At 71.7% G+C, this 16,336-nt stretch carries 9 protein-coding genes; 5 read left to right on the top strand and 4 right to left on the bottom strand.

Annotation, left to right across the window (positions count from 1 at the left end; genetic code table 11):
• Positions 1 to 25 precede the first annotated feature (25 nt).
• Positions 26 to 3,586, bottom strand: coding sequence for a PHP domain-containing protein (locus WME97_RS48900; RefSeq protein WP_437548094.1), 3,561 nt, complete (start codon positions 3,584 to 3,586; stop codon positions 26 to 28).
• A gap of 9 nt (positions 3,587 to 3,595) precedes the next feature.
• Positions 3,596 to 4,612, bottom strand: a complete 1,017-nt coding sequence (locus WME97_RS48895; protein ID WP_437548092.1) for a porin — start codon at positions 4,610 to 4,612, stop codon at positions 3,596 to 3,598.
• 930 nt (positions 4,613 to 5,542) lie between these two features.
• On the opposite strand from WME97_RS48895, the gene WME97_RS48890 reads away from it, so the two are divergent.
• A complete protein-coding gene (locus tag WME97_RS48890; protein WP_437548091.1) occupies positions 5,543 to 5,998 on the top strand; it encodes a hypothetical protein in 456 nt (151 codons plus the stop codon).
• Positions 5,999 to 6,169: 171 nt separating this feature from the next.
• On the opposite strand, the gene fumC is transcribed toward WME97_RS48890, so the two are convergent.
• On the bottom strand, positions 6,170 to 7,567 hold the full coding sequence (fumC, locus tag WME97_RS48885) for a class II fumarate hydratase (RefSeq protein ID WP_437548089.1): 1,398 nt from the start codon (positions 7,565 to 7,567) through the stop codon (positions 6,170 to 6,172).
• 189 nt (positions 7,568 to 7,756) lie between these two features.
• Here fumC and WME97_RS48880 point away from each other — a divergent pair, with 189 nt between their 5' ends.
• A complete protein-coding gene (locus WME97_RS48880; RefSeq protein WP_437548087.1) occupies positions 7,757 to 8,749 on the top strand; it encodes a fatty acid desaturase family protein in 993 nt (330 codons plus the stop codon).
• Between the two features lie 13 nt (positions 8,750 to 8,762).
• Here WME97_RS48880 and WME97_RS48875 read toward each other — a convergent pair whose 3' ends face one another.
• Positions 8,763 to 9,623: a hypothetical protein gene (locus WME97_RS48875; protein ID WP_437548085.1), complete on the bottom strand. Its 861-nt coding sequence runs from the start codon at positions 9,621 to 9,623 to the stop codon at positions 8,763 to 8,765.
• A 250-nt stretch (positions 9,624 to 9,873) separates the two neighbouring features.
• On the opposite strand from WME97_RS48875, the gene WME97_RS48870 reads away from it, so the two are divergent.
• Genes WME97_RS48870 through WME97_RS48860 form a run of 3 tightly spaced genes read left to right on the top strand, consistent with a single transcriptional unit; the run spans position 9,874 to position 16,306 of the window.
• Positions 9,874 to 12,225 carry a DUF6531 domain-containing protein gene (locus WME97_RS48870; protein ID WP_437548084.1) on the top strand — a complete coding sequence of 784 codons (2,352 nt, stop codon included), beginning with the start codon at positions 9,874 to 9,876 and terminating at the stop codon, positions 12,223 to 12,225.
• A complete protein-coding gene (locus WME97_RS48865) occupies positions 12,207 to 13,862 on the top strand; it encodes an RHS repeat domain-containing protein (protein ID WP_437555664.1) in 1,656 nt (551 codons plus the stop codon). The genes WME97_RS48870 and WME97_RS48865 overlap by 19 nt, the downstream gene beginning before the upstream one ends.
• A gap of 8 nt (positions 13,863 to 13,870) precedes the next feature.
• A complete protein-coding gene (locus WME97_RS48860) occupies positions 13,871 to 16,306 on the top strand; it encodes a hypothetical protein (RefSeq protein ID WP_437548082.1) in 2,436 nt (811 codons plus the stop codon).
• The last annotated feature ends 30 nt before the right edge of the window (positions 16,307 to 16,336 follow it).

Genomic DNA, 16,336 nt, shown 5'->3' with positions numbered 1-16,336 from the left:
GGTCCGCACCCGCCTCCCCCCCGCGCTACGGCGACGCCTGTTTGTCCTCGCAGCGGCCCAGCACGAAGATCCCGCAGACGCGCTCGTTCACAAGGCACTGCTGCCCTTCCGGGCACTGCGACGGATCGAGCACGGCCGGGTCGCACGGCCTCGCGCAGAACGGGGGCGGGCCGCGCGGTGCGTCGTAGACGCCGTTGCCGTCGCGATCCAGGAAGATGGGGTTCGTGACCGCGTAGGGCGCCACCGGGTACCAGTCGGGGACCGGGGGCGACGCCGTGAAGAACCGGGAGAGCGCCTCGACCTGCGTGAACGCGAGGCTCGCGACACGGGGCAGCTGGAGCTCGCCGAACGACACCGGCAGCGCGACCGGCGTGAGGAGGTTCTCGTCGCGCAGGCCCATCGCCACCACCACGACCCAGCCGTCCGACGGCGGCGCCGGCAGCACGAGCCGCTCGTCGACGTCCACGATCGCCGACGGCCCCGAAGGCGGCTCGAGCACCCGGACGAGGCGGCCGCTCACGTAGATCTCGACGCGATCCACGCCGAACCAGCTCGCCGTCTCGATCCGCAGGTCGAGCGGCACCGTGTCGCCCTCGACGCGCGCCACGCCGCCGAACGTCGCGCCGCCCACGCTCGCGCGGACGAAGGGCCCGTAGGTCGCGAACGCGCTGCCCGCGCGGAGCGCCCCGGTCGCCTCCTCGAGATCGAGCGCCGCCGGCTGGTCGGTCGGCGAGCGGAAATAGGTGCGCGGGAAGCCCGGCTCCAGCGTGGCGCCGTGGCTGTCGCTGCTCCCCACCTGCGTCGGCGAGAAGCCATGGTCGAGGTAGCGGAACAGGTCGTCGACCTGGCCCGCGTGGAAGGTGCACGGCCGATCCGCGTCCTCCGGCGGGACCGCGCCGCCCTCGCCTCCTACGCAGAGCGCCTCCCCGTCGGCCGCGGTCCTGTCGAAGTCCCAGACGGCGTCCTGCTCCTCGGGCGTCCTCGTCAGGATCCGCTTGGTCACGCTCCAGGCGAGCGCCGAGCGGGCGCGCTGCTGGCAGGCCGCGTACCGCTCGCCAGGCTTGCACGCCGGCAGGCCGCCTGGGAGCTCGGCGCACGCCGCGCGGAGCGACGCCTCGTCCGTCGCGGCGTCGATCCGGGACAGGCACCGGTTGAAATCGACGACCTCCTGCACGGTGGGGGTCCGGAGCAGATCGAGCCGCTTCCCGTTGAAGACCTCCATCGCGTCGAAATCGCAGCTGCCCGCCTGGAACAGCGGGTTGCTCGCCTCGAGCGTCGGGATCGACCGGCGCAGCGTGAAGGGGTCGACGCCCAGCTGGTCGATGTACCCGATGAACCCGTCGCGCGGGTGAGCGACGATCACGAGCGCGTCCTCGCCCTCCGCCGCCGTGCCGCGCACCCCGTCGATGACGTCCCCGCCCGCGCGGCAGACCCAGTCGAAGACGCCGTGATCCGGCACGTCGAGCTCGTCGTAGCGGAGCGGGAAGCCGATGAAATGCCCGAGCTCGAGCGTCGAGACCTCGGCGCCGACCGCCGTCTTCAGGTGCGGCTCGAGCCCCAGCTGCCTCACCGCGGGCTCGAGATCCGTGTGCACGTCGTGGTCGGTGGTCACCGCGACGTCGAGCCCCTCGACGACCGCCGAGGTCACCCGCTCCTCGAGCGGCAGGCCGCTGTCGAAGCTCGGGCGCTGGTGCAGGTGCATGTCGATCGACATCCAGCCCGTCGAGTCGACCTCGCGCGGCACGACCGCCTCGATCCGCCGGACCTCCCCGGCGCGCACCTCGAGGTCGGGGACCTCGAACCGGCCGAACTCGGGCCCGCGCGTGGCGAGGACGCGGTAGCGCCCGGGCTCGATCCCGACAGCGCCCTCGCCCGTCGCCGATCGCTCGATCTGCCGGACGCCGCTGCCGAGGCGGCCGTGGCCGAGGTAGACCCGCCTCGTGCCGTCGCCCTCGAGCGGCCGCCCCGCGGCGTCGAGCGCGACGAACGTCAGCTTGGCGGGCGCGAGCCGGCCCCCCTCGTCGACCACCCGGTACGCGATCCGCGCGGGGCTCGGCAGCTCCGCCGCCACCGAGACCGTGGCCCCGGCGCCGAGCGCCACGCGGATCGGCGCCGACACGGCGGTGCCCTCGGGGTTCTCGGCGACGAGCAGGTAGCCGCCGGGCGCGAGCCGCGCGTGGAAGTCGCCGTCCTCCACCGGATCGAGCCCGAGGTCGGCGTCGATGGAGCTGAGCAGCCCCACGTCCCCCGAGCGCGCGAGGTTCGCCTCGACGAGATCGTCGACGCTCGCGAAGGCGGCGCCCGGGTCGGGGTCCCGGAAGACGTGGACGCGCGCGTTCGGCACGGGCGCGCCCGTCGACCGCCACCGCACGGCGCCCTCGAGCGCGCCGGTCGGCGTGCCTCGGGCGCCGTACACCACCTCGGCGACGCTCGCGATGTCGCCCTCGCCCACGGCGAAGCAGCGCTCGTAGGTGAACGACCGCTTCCGGTCGCACGCCTCGTCGTCGGAGTCCGCGGCGAGGCAGCTCCGCCCGGCGCTCAGGAAGGCCGTCGCCGCGCTCGTGAAGACGGGGACGTTGACCGTGGAGGGCGGGCCGCCCTCCGGCGCCTTCGTGAAATAGCCGTAGCTGACGTCGCCGCCCGCCGCGGCGACGAAATCGAAGCTGAGCGGCTGCTGGAACGTGTCCCGGCCGGAGAAGAGGGCGTCGAACACCGCCTTCTCCTCGTCGAAGCCCATGCCGGGGCCGAAGATGTCGTTCTGGTTGCCGAAGAAGACGAAATCGCCGGCGACGATCCCGCCCTTCCGCTCGGGATCTCCGTTCCGCTCGTCGCCAAGGATGCCCCTGAAGATGTCCGAGGGGCCCGCGTAGTTGTCGAGCGAGAGCGGCTCCCCGCAGGCGCACGCAGGGCAGCCGTCGTCGCCCGCGGCGAGGCCGTCCTCGCACTCGAGCGCGCACGAGGCGACGCTCGGGCACCCGAGCACCTCGTCCGGCAGGAGGAGCGTCGTGCGGATCGTGACGAACCGCTCGCCGGGGCGCAGGACGTAGTCGGTGCGGAAGCGCATCGCCGGCTTGAGGCCGTCGAACAGGAGGCCGAGCAAGTCCTCCTGGGTCTTCAGCACGCCGAGCGCGTGGAAGAGGAAGCCGCCGTCGCCCTCGACCCGGACGACCGCCTCCTGCCCGTCCGAGCCGTCGTTGACAACGAAGACCTCGGTGGCGCCCGGGTCGGGCACGAGCAGGTTCGCGACCGGGAACGACTCGGCGAAGCGGTCGCGGCCCGACGCGCTCGCGAAGCGCGGGTCGGGGCGGCGCAGGTCGGCGTCGACAAGCGAGCCGCCGTAGACGCCCGGCCCCGGCGAGTGGCGGGGGCCGAGGATCGCGACCCGGATCTCGTCGTTTTCCAAAAGGAAATCGCCGACATCGGCCATGGCCACCGGGCCGCCGACCAGCTCGAACCGGTTCTCGATCGGCTTGGCGCGCAGGAGGTTCGGCTCGTCGCAACCGACCAGGCCAATCAGGCCGAGGAGGCCGAGGGCGCCGCGCGGCGCGGGCAGGGCGAGGGCGAGGGCGGAGCGGCGTTTTCGCATGGCGGGCCGCTAGAGGTTGAGCTGGAGCTGCAGCGCCACGGCGTCGTTGTCGAGCGCGATGCCGTGGCGCTCCTGCCGGTGGGTGAAGTCGGCCTGCGCCTTGAGCGTGTTGTCGATGAAGTGGTAACTCGCGCCGGCGGTGAGGGCCCAGCTGTCCGTCTCGTCCGAGAGGTCGAGGTTGGGATCGAGCCACTCGAACCGCGCGCTCACGCCGAGCTTGATGCGCCTCACGAAATAACCCACCTCGCCGACGAGCCCTACCGACGTGACCGGGGCGAGCTGGCCGAGCGGCTGCGTCGGGGTGCTCTCGGGGTCGCTCTGGTTCCAGAGGAGCTCGGCGAGCGCGTGCGCGCCCGCGGCCTGGACCAGGAGGTCGGCGCCTATGCCGTGGATATCGCGCGTCCCGCCGTCGCTGAAGAAGTAGCTCGCGCCTGCGCCGACGCGGAGGCGCGAGACGGCGAGGTCCTGCACCGAGCGAGGGAGGGGGCCGAGCGGCTCGGTGGCGAGCCGCGCGACATAGGCGATGTGGTCGAAGCGGTTGCCGAAGCTCGCGGCGTTCTCGACATAGCCGGCGAAGAACTGATCCGAGCGCTGGAAGCCGTTGAACATGCCGGCGAAGTAGCTGAACGCCCGGCCCCGGAAGTGCCCCTCGACGTGGAGGCCGACCTGGCGGGAGGGCGCCATGGCGCGCACGGCGAGGGGCCGCTCGACGAGCGCGCCCTCGCCGGCGCCGGCCATCGCGGAGCGGCTGAACGGCACGTCGTGCGCGCCGAAGTAGAGGTTCGCGAACGGGAAGTGGGCGTAGCCGATCCACGCCTCGGAGAGCCGCGCCGAGCCGTCCGCGCCCCCGGCGAGCTCGCCCGAGACCGCGAACGGCACGTACCCGGCGAGCCTCCCCGCGAAGCCGACGCGGGCGCGCCGCAGGCGGAACCCCTGCCCCTCGGCGACGTCGCCCGCCTGCAGGAAGGCGTCCTCGCCCACGTAGGGGACGGCCTGCGCCTGCACGAGCACGAGGGGAGAGAGCACGAGGCGGCCGATCGCGAGCTGGAACGGCGGTCCACCCGGGGAGGGCGCAGCGGCCGCCCCGGCAGGTGGCGGTGCGGCCGCGGCCGCGGCGGGCGGCGCAGCGCTGGACGGCGCGGCGCCTGCCGGCGACGTGCTGGCGGCGGGTGCTCCGGGTGCGGTGACAGCGGACGGCGCAACGCTCGCAGGCGGTGCGTCCGGTGTGGCCGCGGGGGTGCCGGATGTGGCCCCGGCAGGGGGCGTGGCCGGCTCGGCCGGCGCGCCGCTCGGCGGCGCAGCTCCGGCAGGTGGCGTGGCGGGCGCGCCGCCAGGGGGAGCCGCGCCGGGCGGCGGCGCGACCGGGATGGCCGGCGCCGCGGGCGGGGGAACCGGGAGCGCGTCGGCGGCCGGAGGCTGGGTTGGCAGCCGCTGGGCGGGTTGCGCGCTGGCCTGCGGACACCAGAGCGCCGCGGCTGCCAGGAGGAGAGGGGCGAGCGCAGCGCCGTCCGGCGCCGTGCCGCCCCCGCGGCGCCGCGGCCGGGCACATCGAGGATCCGCACCGCGACGAGTCCATGCGCAAGGTGTCATTGGCGTCCGTGCTGGCCGGCGGGCGAGAGGAATCGCAACGAACTCGGCAACATCGCCGCTGGCAGGCGCCTTCGTCTATCCCACGTGTCGACAGGGTGTCAACGCGCCGCCTCGCACCCGCGCGCACCAGGCGAGTTGCCCTTTCCGGGCACCTGCGATGGGCGTACACTGAGTGCTCCCGAACCCCGCGGCGCTCGACGTCGATCGCCGCCCGTTCCCGGAGGCGGGCTCGCCCCGCCGCCGCGCGGAAGGCCGGAATGACCGGCGCTCCGCGCGGTCGACCTCTCGCTGGATGTCCGTCAGCCGCGCGAAGGCGCGCAAAGGAGGTGGTGAATGAGGGTGTGCAGGAGAGTGCACGGAGCTGCCGTGGCGCTGCTCGCGACGCTGGGTGCGCCTGGGCTGGCGCAGGCGCAGGAGGTCGGGCCGCCGCCCCGGTCGCCCGCAGAGCGGACTGCGGCGGTGCTGTCCGACGCACAGTTCAAGGCGCGGTTGGAGGCGCTCGCAGCGGAGCTTCCGTCCGCGCAGATGGGACGTAACTGGAAGCGTGTGGTCGACGAGGCGCTACAGCGGGTGACCGACCTGCCGCAGGCGAGCGCGCCGGCGCTTCCGTCCTCGGACATTCTTGCGGATCCGGAGGCGCTGGTGGGGCTCGACGGCCCGACTCATGAGCTTCCGGAGGCGGGCGTGGCATTCGAGCTGGGGCGCTATGAGGTCACGCTTGCGCCGGTGGTGCTGCCCGTGTCGCCAGTGGTCTGGAACATGCCTGGCGATCAGGGGATCGTTCCCGGAGCACGGGTGCGGCTGCCGTGGGCCGTTCCTTAGTCCTCCGGGTTGAAAGAGAATTCAGACCGGAGCGTCGTTTACGTTGGTGCCCGATGGTGGGGTGAAGGGTTGCGTGAGCTGAGCGTGACCGAAGGAGCTCGGTTATCGCCGATGCCCCCTCTCCGAGCGAACTCGGCACGACCTCCTCTCCTTCGCGTCCCCACCGCAGCCTCACCCGTCCCCGGAAGGCCCGATCATCCTCTCCGGTCGAACGATCTCGTCGAACTTTCCCCCATCGAGGATCCCGAGCGCGAGCGCCGCCTCGCGGAGGGTCGTCCCTTCCGCGTGCGCCTTCTTGGCGATCTTCGCTGCGTTGTCGTAGCCCACGTGCGGGTTCAGCGCGGTCACCAGCATCAGGCTCTCGCGCAGGTTCCGCTCGATGCGCTCGCGGTTCGGCTCGATGCCCCGCGCGCAGTGCTCCTCGAACGACGCGCAGCCGTCGGCCAGCAGCCGGATCGACTGCAGCACGTTGTGCACGATGAGCGGCTTGTACACGTTGAGCTCGAAGTTGCCGCTCGCCCCGCCGATGCCGACCGCGACGTCGTTGCCGAGCACCTGCGCGCACAGCATCGTCATCGCCTCCGCCTGGGTCGGGTTCACCTTCCCCGGCATGATCGAGCTGCCCGGCTCGTTCTCCGGGATCGTGATCTCGCCTATCCCGCAGCGCGGCCCGCTCGCGAGCCAGCGGACGTCGTTCGCTATCTTGGTCAGGCTGCAGGCGAGCACCTTCAGCGCGCCGTGCGCCGCGACGAGGGCGTCGTGCGACGCGAGCGCCTGGAACTTGTTCGGCGCAGTGACGAAGGGCGCCCCCGTGAGCTCGGCGATCCTGGCGGCGACCTTCGCCGGAAACTCCGGGTGGGCGTTGAGCCCCGTCCCGACGGCTGTGCCCCCGAGCGCCAGCTCGTGGAGCGGCGGGAGCGCGCGCTCCACCGCGGCGATGCCGGCGTCGAGCTGCGCCACGTAGCCGGAGAACTCCTGCCCGAGCGTGAGCGGCGTCGCGTCCTGCAGGTGCGTGCGGCCGATCTTGACGATGTCCGCGAACGCCGCGCTCTTCTGCGCCAGGGTCTCGCGCAGCCGGCGGACCTCCGGGAGCAGGCGGCGCTCGATCTGGAGCGCGGCGACGACGTGCATGGCCGTCGGGAACACGTCGTTCGAGCTCTGCGACCTGTTCACGTCGTCGTTCGGGTGGACCGGCGACTTCGAGCCCATCACGCCGCCGCTCATCTCGATCGCGCGGTTCCCGATGACCTCGTTCACGTTCATGTTGGTCTGGGTGCCGCTGCCCGTCTGCCAGACGACGAGCGGGAAGTGGTCGTCGAGCTTGCCGTCGATGACCTCGTCGGCCGCCGCGACGATGAGCGCGCACCTGTCCGCCGGCAGGAGGCCCAGATCGCGGTTCACGAGCGCCGCCGCCTTCTTCACGGTGGCGAGCGCGGCGATCATCTCCCGCGGGAAGCGCTCGCCCCCGATCCGGAAGTTCTCGAGGGAACGCTGCGTCTGCGCCCCCCAGTAGCGGTCGTCCTGCACCGCGATCGGCCCGAAGCTGTCCTTCTCGATGCGCGTCCCCATGGCCGCGTCTTAGCGGCGGCGAACGCGCCCCTCAAGCGGCGCGAAGCCCTGTCGCCAGCCCCTGCGCAGGCGCGTAGACGCATTCGCGCCGCGGGGGCAAAAAGCGGGCGTGCTCTTGTTTTCCCGCCTGTTTTTTGCGAAGTTCCGGGCCGCGCACGCGCGAGAAACACGGAGATCAGCATGGCCGGCATGGACACAGTACCGCGGGAGCTGCTGCAGGCTGCCTACAGGCGCAACCCGATTCACCTGCTCAAGATCCCGCTTCATTTCGGCATCTGGGCCGCGGTCACGTGGGTGCTGTACGCGACGCAGCACCACCCGCTCGCCATCCCGATCGGGGTCGCCTGCTCGTGGTTGATCGCCAACCTCGTCCGCGGCCTCGGCGCCGTGGCGCACGACGCCGTCCACGGCAGCTGCTCGCGCTCGAAGCTCACCTCGTACCTCATCGCCCTGGTCTGCTGGGCGCCGACCGGCATGAGCGTGACGCTGTACACGAACTACCACCTTCATCATCACAAGATCGCGAACACGTACCCTGACGTCGACAACTTCGTCGTCACGGATTACACGCGGAACCCCGTCCTCGCGAGGCTCCTGCTCCTCGCCGTCTACACGTTCGCCTATCCGCTCTACTTCCTGGGCTGCATGTCGCGGTACGTGAAGCGGCTCTCACCGATCCAGCACGTCAGGATGCTCCTGGAGCTCGTCGCCTTCTATGGCCTCATGGCCTTCTTCTTCTGGGTCATGCCGCTCCAGGTGTTCTTCTTCTTCTACATCCTGCCGTTCGTCTTCGGCGCCATCCTCGCCAGCGTGACCTCGATGATCGAGCACTACGAGATGCTCCCGGGGGAGGACGCCTACAGCTCTCGCACCTACGGGACGAGCGCGCACGTCACGAACTTCCTCTGGAACAACGTCACGTACCACAACGAGCACCACAAGTTCCCGGGCATCCCGTTCTACAACCTGCGCAGCTTCCACGAGGCGGCGTATCCCTACTACGATGACCGGGTGAAGTCCGCCTGCCACCCGTCGATCGTCGGCCTCGCCTTCTCGCTGTACGGCCGCATCCTGAAGCTCGATATCGCGAAGCTCGACGAGCGGTACCGCGGACTCAACAAGGACGACGAGCGGCGGAAGATGATGGCGCTGAACGGCATCCAGCCCGGCGCGACCGCCTGAGCCGGACGAAGGCTCAATTCGCGGCGAAGCAGTAGATACGGCCCGCGCCGCCCACGGCCACGAGCTGCTGCTGGCTGCAACCCGCGGGGGCGTGCACGGAGTTCCACGAGTTGTAGGGGGCCTGGCCGTTCATGTTCGGACCGAGGCCGTCGGAGTGCCCAACCTGCGGCCCGGGCGTGGCGGTGGACGACGTCCAGTCGTTGCACGTGGCGGCCAGGGCCGTGCCGTCCGCCGCCGAGCCCGTGAGGATGTCGTGCTCGATCGGCGTGGGAGAGCCCTGCCACTGGCCGTTGATGCGGTTGCCCTTGTGATCGACGAAGAGCTCCGGGTTGCCCCCGGGCAGCGCGTGCAGCGCCTCGACGGTCGCGGCCACCGTGACGCCCTTGGCGTTGACCCAGGGCCCCTTGCCGATGCGATCACGGGCATCCTCCGTGCTCGTGCTCAGGTACGCGCGCCACGTGCGGCCGCCGGCGCCCACTTCGGCCGCCAGCGCCTGGCAGGTCGCGTCAGCGCCGGCGATCCCTCCGAGATCGCCGCCGCTGTCGCTCGGGGTGGACACGAAGAAGCCCAGCGATGAGGTGCCCGGGTCCCCGCCGGCCCCGGTAGCGGGCCCGCCTGCTGTCCCCGCGCCGCCCTCGCCTGCGCCGCCCTCGCCTGCGCCGCCCGATCCGCCCGTCCCAGCCGCGCCGCCTCCTCCGACGCCCGTGCTCCCTGACCCGCCGCTGCCTCCGGTACCGCTGCCCGAGGCGCTGCTGGTCGAAGCGCTGCTGCTGCTGGCCTGGTCATTACTCGTACCGTTGGAATCGGATTCATCCGAGCAGGCCGTAGAGGTGACGAGGAATGCTGCGGAAAGGACGAGGTAGATCTTGTGCACGGCAGAGCTCCTGAGTGGGCGAATGGCGCGCACGATACCGACAGCTCGCCCCTTGCCGCAACCTCGAGCGCGAAAATGCGCGAGACGCGCAGGAATGCGCGAACATGCCAGCGGGATTGAGACAGGCCGAACGAGGAGGCAGCGCGATGGGCCTCGCGGCTGACCGGTCGGGTCAACGTGCTTTCCTGCGCGTCCGTGGAGGGGACGATGCGCATTTCCGGTGCTGTTGCCCCCTGTTACGCTCGCTCCCATGGCGCGCACAGCCCCTGTCCCGAATATCCCCGCGATCCCCGGCATGAATCCCGGTGTCTTCATCATGGGCGGCGGCGGAAGCAGCGGCGGCGGCAGCGGCAAGGGCGGCAAGGGGAGCGGCAAGGACCAGGGCGCCGACGGCTCCAACGGGGGCAACGGCGCCAACGGAGGGGGAAAGTCGGCCTGCGGCGGCGCGGGCGGCGACGGCTCCGGCTGCCCGAACCACCACGGGTCGAAGAAGAGCGGGAAGGTGTCGAAGGGCGACCCGGTCGACGTCGCCACCGGCCGCGTGTTCACCGATCCCGTGATCGACCTCGAGCTGCTCGGCCCCCTCGGCTTGCGGTTCGTGCGTCGCTACAGCACGAGCGCCCGCGAGCGCGACATCGGCCTCGGCTTCGGCTGGGTTCACTCGTTTGCGTGGGCCGTCGAGGTACGGCGCCAGACCACCGTGCTGTGGACCGACACCGGCGCGGAGCTCTCGTTCGACGCCATCGCCGAAGGGGACGCGGGCATCGGCCCCGACGGCTGGGTCCTGACCCGCGACGCCAGCGGGTTCGTGCTCGATGACGCCGCTGGCACGTTCTACCTGTTCTCCGAGCGCGACGGCTCGACATACCGCCTCTCCGCCGTGCGCGACGCCCATGGCAACACGACGCGGCTCACCTACCGCGAGGGGCGTATCGAGTCGATCACCGACGCCGCCGGCCGCGTCGTGCGCGTGCGGCGCACGCCCGACGGCCGCATCGCCGCGCTCGAGGTCAAGAACGCGCCCGAGCAAGGGAGATGGGTGACCCTCCGGAGCTATACTTACGACGAGCGCGGCGACCTCGTCGCCGATACGGACGCTGAGGGCTGCGTCAGCCGCTGCACCTACGACGATCACCGGCTGACGTCGCGCACGGATCCCGAGGACCTCACCTTCCATTTCCGGTACGACGAGCGTGGTCGCTGCGTCGAGACCTGGGGCGATCACCCCGATCCGGGGCGCCTCGGCCTCGCGGAGGGCGTCCCAGATACGCTCGCCGATGGCACGAAGGCCCGGGGGATCTACCACTGCAAGCTCGTCTATGGCGACGACGGGTACTCGGATGTGGCGGACTCGATCACCGTGCACCGCTACTTCGCCAACGAGTTCGGCAAGCTCGACAAGGCCGTATCCGGCGGGGCCGTCTACTGCCGCACCTACGATGAGAACGGCAATCTCCGCTCGTTCACCGACCCGCTCGGAGCCACCACGACCTGGGTCCGCGACGCCCGCGGCCGCACGCTCCGCGTGAGCGATCCGCTGGGCCGCACCACCGTCATCGAGCGCGAGCCGGACGGGCACATCCGTCGCGTCACCGACCCGGCTGGCGGCGTCACGGAGGTGACGCGCACCGCGGGCGCCCTGTACTGGACCGATCCGATCGGCGCGACCTTCGAGGTCCGCATCGAGGTGCGGGGGCTCATCACGGAGACGGTCGCGCCGAACGGCGCGCGCACGCGCTTCCTCCACGACGCGCACGGCAACGTGATCCAGAAGATCGACGGGACAGGCGCCGTCACCGAGCACGTCTACGATTATTGGGGACGTTGCCTTTCGGTGCGCGACGCGCTCGGGCACATCACGTCGTACGCCTACAACGATCGGGGCGATCGCGTCGCCGTGCGCCACCCGGACGGGGGCGTGACCCGCTATGTCCGCGACCGCAACGGGGACGTGGTGCGCGTCGACCACCCGGACGGTACCTCGACGCGCTTCGATCGGGGAGGCCTGCACAAGGTCTGCGCGATCCGCCGCCCGAACGGCGAGGTGAACCGGCTCGCCTACGATCGCGAGGGCCGCCTCGTGCAGGCCGAGAACGCGCGGGGGGACGTGTACCTCATGCGCTACGACACAGCGGGCCGCATGGTGTACGAGCGGACGTTCGCCGGGCAGGAGAAGCACTACCGGCACGATATGGCCGGACAGCTCCTCCACGAGAAGACCGGCGCGGGCGAGATGACCGAGTTCGCCTACGACGCGGCCGGACAGCTCGTCCAGCGCACCCTGCCGGAGAGCTCACGTTCACACGCAACGCCGTGGGCTGGGTCGTGGAGGAGCGGCAGCTCGCCTCGGGGGAAGCGTTCTTCGTGCGGCGCACGTACGATCTCATGGGCGACGTCGTGCAGCGGACGACGTCGCTGGGCCACTCGGCCGCCTTCGCGCGGGACGCCTGCGGCCGAGCCACGCAGGTCGTGCTGGACGGGCGCACCACGGTCGGGGTCGCGCACGACGCGCTCGGGCGCGAGATCGCCCGCGCGCTGCCGGACGGAGGGCGCATCCAGGTCGTCTACGACGCGCTCGGCCGCATGGCTCAGCGCTGGGTAGGCCACCCCGGGCAAGCCAGCGCGGGCGCCGGCCGGCCCGAGTGGGTCGGCCCTCGCCCGCCGGGGACGACGGTGTACCAGGCGTTCCGCTACGGGCCGTGCTCGGAGCTCGTCGAGTCGTGGGACGACGCGCTCGGCCGGAGGCTGTTCGAGCACGACCCCGCAGGGCAGCTCCTGGGGATCCGCGACGAGCGGGGCCGGGGGCAGCGCTTTGCTTACGACGCCGCGGGCAACCTCCACGAGCCGGACGGCGAGCAGCGCGCTTACGGCGCGGGGAACCGCCTGATGCAGAAGGGCGGCACCACGTATGCGTGGGACGAGTCGGGCAGGCTGATGAGCGCGCGCGACGCGGAGGGCCGGTTGACGCGGTACACGTGGAACGCCTTCGGGCTGCTCGCCGCGGTCGAGAGGCCCGACGGGAGGGTGGTCGAGCACAGCTACGATCCGTTCGCGCGGCGCGTCGGGAAGCGCACGTTCGAGCGAGCGCCCGACGGGCGGAGGCGCGAGGTGTCGAGCGTGCGCTTCGTGTGGGACGGCGGCGTGCTGGTCCACGAGATCAAGCGCGTGGCGCAGGCGGCGGGGGATCCCGTGGTGGAGGAGCGCACGTACTGCTTCGAGGAGGCCCGGTACGCCCCCTGGGCCCACCGCGACACGCGCATGGCGGGCGGCCGCCGCGAGGAGAGCCCGTGGTTCCATTACCTCAACGACGACGTGGGCGCGCCGGAGCGCCTGGTCGGCCCAGCGGGCGAGGTGGTGTGCGAGCTCGACCGGTCCGCGTTCGGCGCGAAGGTGAAAGAGGGCGGGCGGACCACCACGCCGCTCCGCTTCCCGGGCCAGTACGAGGACGAGGAGACGGGGCTCGTCTACAACCGCTACCGCTACTTCGATCCCGCGATGGGGCGATACCTGAGCGCGGACCCGGCGGGGCTCGACGGCGGGTTCAACGGCTTCGACTACGCAGGCAACGCGCCGACGCGGTTCGTCGATCCGAGCGGGCTGATGCCGTTCTCGACCGTACGGAACGCGGCCGGGAAGAACCCGGAGGGCAAGGATTTTACCGATCCGAAGAACCGTCGCGGGGTGCCGGGTGATATCGAGGGCAAGAGCCAGGGAGAGCGCGGCGGGAAAACAGCGGAGGATCATCGCGAGAAGCACTACAAGGACCTCGCGATCACCGAGGCCGTCAAGAACGCGCAGAAGGCGCGCCGCGAGACGCAGACAGGGGACACAACATGCGCGGAGGTGGATGCGCTGCACAAGATGGCGAGCCAGATCCGCACCGAAGGAGACGCCCAGCGAACTGCGAAGGGGAAGCCAAAGATGACCAACGAAGAAGTACGCGCCGAGCTTCAGAAGCGCTTCAGGAACGGCGCGACGATCGAAACCACGAATGAGGATGGTGAGGGCATGGCGCCTTGCCCCATGTGCGCGCAGATCTTCCGAGAGCTCGGCCTCCACCCGGCAAACATCGGGGAGGACGCAAAGGGCGGCGTGATCGGCCCGAATGATGAGACGGAAACCAAGGTGAACAAGATGGGCCGGTGGGACGGAAGCATCACACAGAGCAGCCAGCGGAGACGCTCGCGAGAACGGAACATCCGAACGGTGCGCTCAACAACCCCCCCGTTCACCACGTGACGCATGCGATGAGGATACCGCGCCCCTCGATCCCCGCCCCCGCGCCCGTCGAGCGCGCCTTCTGCTGCGCCTGGGACGAGGCGTCCCGCTCCGTGCTCGACCCTGCAGAGCGAGCGGCGCTGGCTACGCTCGACAGGTGGCTCGCCGATCCGCATGTGCCTTATGCGCTGCTGCACGGCCCGCGTGCGAGCCGGCGCGCGGTCGTGGCCGCCCATCTGGTCCGTGCACAGCACGAAGGCACCGCTCGCGCTGCGCACCTCGTGCCCGTCGGGCCTGATCTCAGGCTCGAGCGCGACCTGGTCGCACTGCTCACCTCGCGGCTGCGCGTCGGTTACGCGGGCGGTTCTCCTCGGTGGCTGCGCTGGCGGATCGCGAAAGAGCATCTGCGCGTGGGACCGACCGAGGCCGAGCCGCCGCTGCTGCTCGCAATCACCGACGTCGAGGAAGCGGAGCCCCTCGTCGCCTGGCCGGCGCTCTTCTCCGCCATAGGGCCCCGCATCAAGGTGCTCGCCACCGTCGAGGGCGACGACGCCGCGGCCCGCGCGTGGCTCCCGCGCCTCGGCTTCGATCCGGCGCGCACGCGGATCCATCCACTGCCGGCGCGACCCTGGCCTGCGCCGGGCGATCCCGCGGAGATCCTCGCGACCGCGGGCGCCGCATCAGCCAAGCTCCTCGGCCTGCTCTCCGTCGCCTACGGCCGGCTTCGTGAGGACGAGATCACGACCGCCCTCGGGGTCCCGATCGAGGGTGCCCTCGCCGGGGTCGAGCCGCTCATCGCGGCCGTCGAGGGCACGTATGCGTTCCGCTCGAACGCGGCCCGGCGCGAGGTGGAGGAGCGCCTCGACCGCGACACGCGGGACGCGTCACTCCGCCGCCTGCTGTCGCTCCCGCCGGACGGCTATCCGTGCGCCTACGTGCGCGCCCACCTCGAGCAGGCCGCCGCGCCGCTCCAGGCATTCGCCGCGCTGGTCACCGAGGAGCACCTCGCCCGCTGGATGGCTCGGCCCGAGGCCTATCTCGGCTTCGTCGCCGATCTCGAGCGCGTGCGCCGCCACGCCGTGGAGGCGCTTCCAATGGGTCACGAAATCGTGGCGCTCGCGGTGCGCGCGGCCCTGGTCGAGGCGAGCGTGAACTCATACGCCGACCGCGAGGACGACGATGCTCCGGTGGGCGTCGAGCCGATGACCCGGCGGACGCCGATCGCGGATGCGCGAGATCAGGCCAGGGCGCTCACCGCGCTCGGCGCGGCGATGACGGCCGGCCCGGCGCGCGCCGAGGTGCTCGCGTGGGCCGAGGACGCCGCAAGGCGCATCCCGAAGGCCGACTTCCGCGGCGACGCATTCCTGAGCCTCGCCGAAGCCGTCAGGGGCGAGGCGAGATACGCGTTCGCGCAGGAAGCGCTCGCCGCGTTCCGGACCACGGAGAACGCGGAGGAGCGAGCACACCAAATGCTTGTCGCGACAGAAGCACTGCCTCCGGAGGAAGGGGTTGCGGTCGCACGTGAGGCGCTCAGAAGCCTCCGCGATGGCGCCGGCGATCCTGGCGATATCGAGGTCTTCGCCAGGCATTTCCCGCGTGCTGTCGCCGAGGCGCTCTGGCCCGACGCGGAAGCGCTGCCTGGACCCGCGCGGGCGCGAGCGCTCGCCGCGCTCGCGCGGGTCCTCGGCGATCCCGAGCGCGTACGCGCCGCCTTCGCCGCGGTGGAGCAGCACCTCGAGCCGTACGACCTGGCCGAGCACTGGACGCTCGCGCGGCTCGTGCCGTTCCTCGACGCCCCGGAGGCCCGCCGCGCCGCGACGCTCGCGCCCCAGTTCGGCGAGCACGCCGCCGAGCTCTTCGAGGGCCTGATCCCGCACCTCAGGGCGTTCGGCGATCCCGCCGAGGACCTGCTCGAAGCGCTGTCAGTCGCGTCGCGCGTGCGGGCGCTGGCCCGGAGCCTCCCCTTCGCCGCGGAGCCGGCGCGGCTGCGGGCGCGCATCGACGAGGCCGTTCGGAAGGCCGAGCCGCTCGATCGCTACGGGCTGCTCTTCGACGTGGGCCCCTGGTTCGCGGCGACGGGCGACAGCGACGCAGTGCTCGCCTGGATCGCGCCGCTCGGTGACGCTCACCACCAAGTCGCCCTCAGCTTCCTGGCACGCCACGATCCCGCGCACGCGCCCGAGCTCACGCGCCGCGCCCTTTCCCTCGCCTTGCGCCTTGGCGCCGACGAGCCGGACCGCCTGCTCGAGCTGCTCCCGCTGGCCCGATATTTCCCGCCCGAGGGCGCCGTCGCGGCGCTCGGTCTTCTGCTCGATGCGCTCGCCGCAGACGTCCGATCTGCCGCGCTCGCAGGCGACGGCGTCAGCCTCGTGAAACTCGCGCCGCTCATCGCCGCGATCGCAGGCGACGACGGCCTGGCCGGCGCGGCGCGCGAGGTGGTGCAGGTCGCGGCGTGGTTCCCCTGAGCGCCACGGTGCTTGCGGCCTGCCGTCAGG

It is taken from the genome of Sorangium sp. So ce367, from assembly GCF_051520455.1.
GTDB classification, from domain to species: Bacteria; Myxococcota_A; Polyangia; order Polyangiales; family Polyangiaceae; genus Sorangium; species Sorangium cellulosum_B.
The sequence above is the reverse complement of the archived record's forward strand: the minus strand, read 5'-3'. Positions and strand labels throughout refer to the sequence as shown.

Excerpts from the sequence above, each read along its gene's own strand:
- WME97_RS48865 (WP_437555664.1), top strand. The coding sequence starts at position 12,207 with ATGGCTCAGCGCTGGGTAGGCCACCCCGGGCAAGCCAGCGCGGGCGCC.
- WME97_RS48860 (WP_437548082.1), top strand. The coding sequence starts at position 13,871 with ATGAGGATACCGCGCCCCTCGATCCCCGCCCCCGCGCCCGTCGAGCGC.
- fumC (WP_437548089.1), bottom strand. The coding sequence starts at position 7,567 with ATGGGGACGCGCATCGAGAAGGACAGCTTCGGGCCGATCGCGGTGCAG.
- WME97_RS48880 (WP_437548087.1), top strand. The coding sequence starts at position 7,757 with ATGGACACAGTACCGCGGGAGCTGCTGCAGGCTGCCTACAGGCGCAAC.
- WME97_RS48870 (WP_437548084.1), top strand. The coding sequence starts at position 9,874 with ATGGCGCGCACAGCCCCTGTCCCGAATATCCCCGCGATCCCCGGCATG.
- WME97_RS48900 (WP_437548094.1), bottom strand. The coding sequence starts at position 3,586 with ATGCGAAAACGCCGCTCCGCCCTCGCCCTCGCCCTGCCCGCGCCGCGC.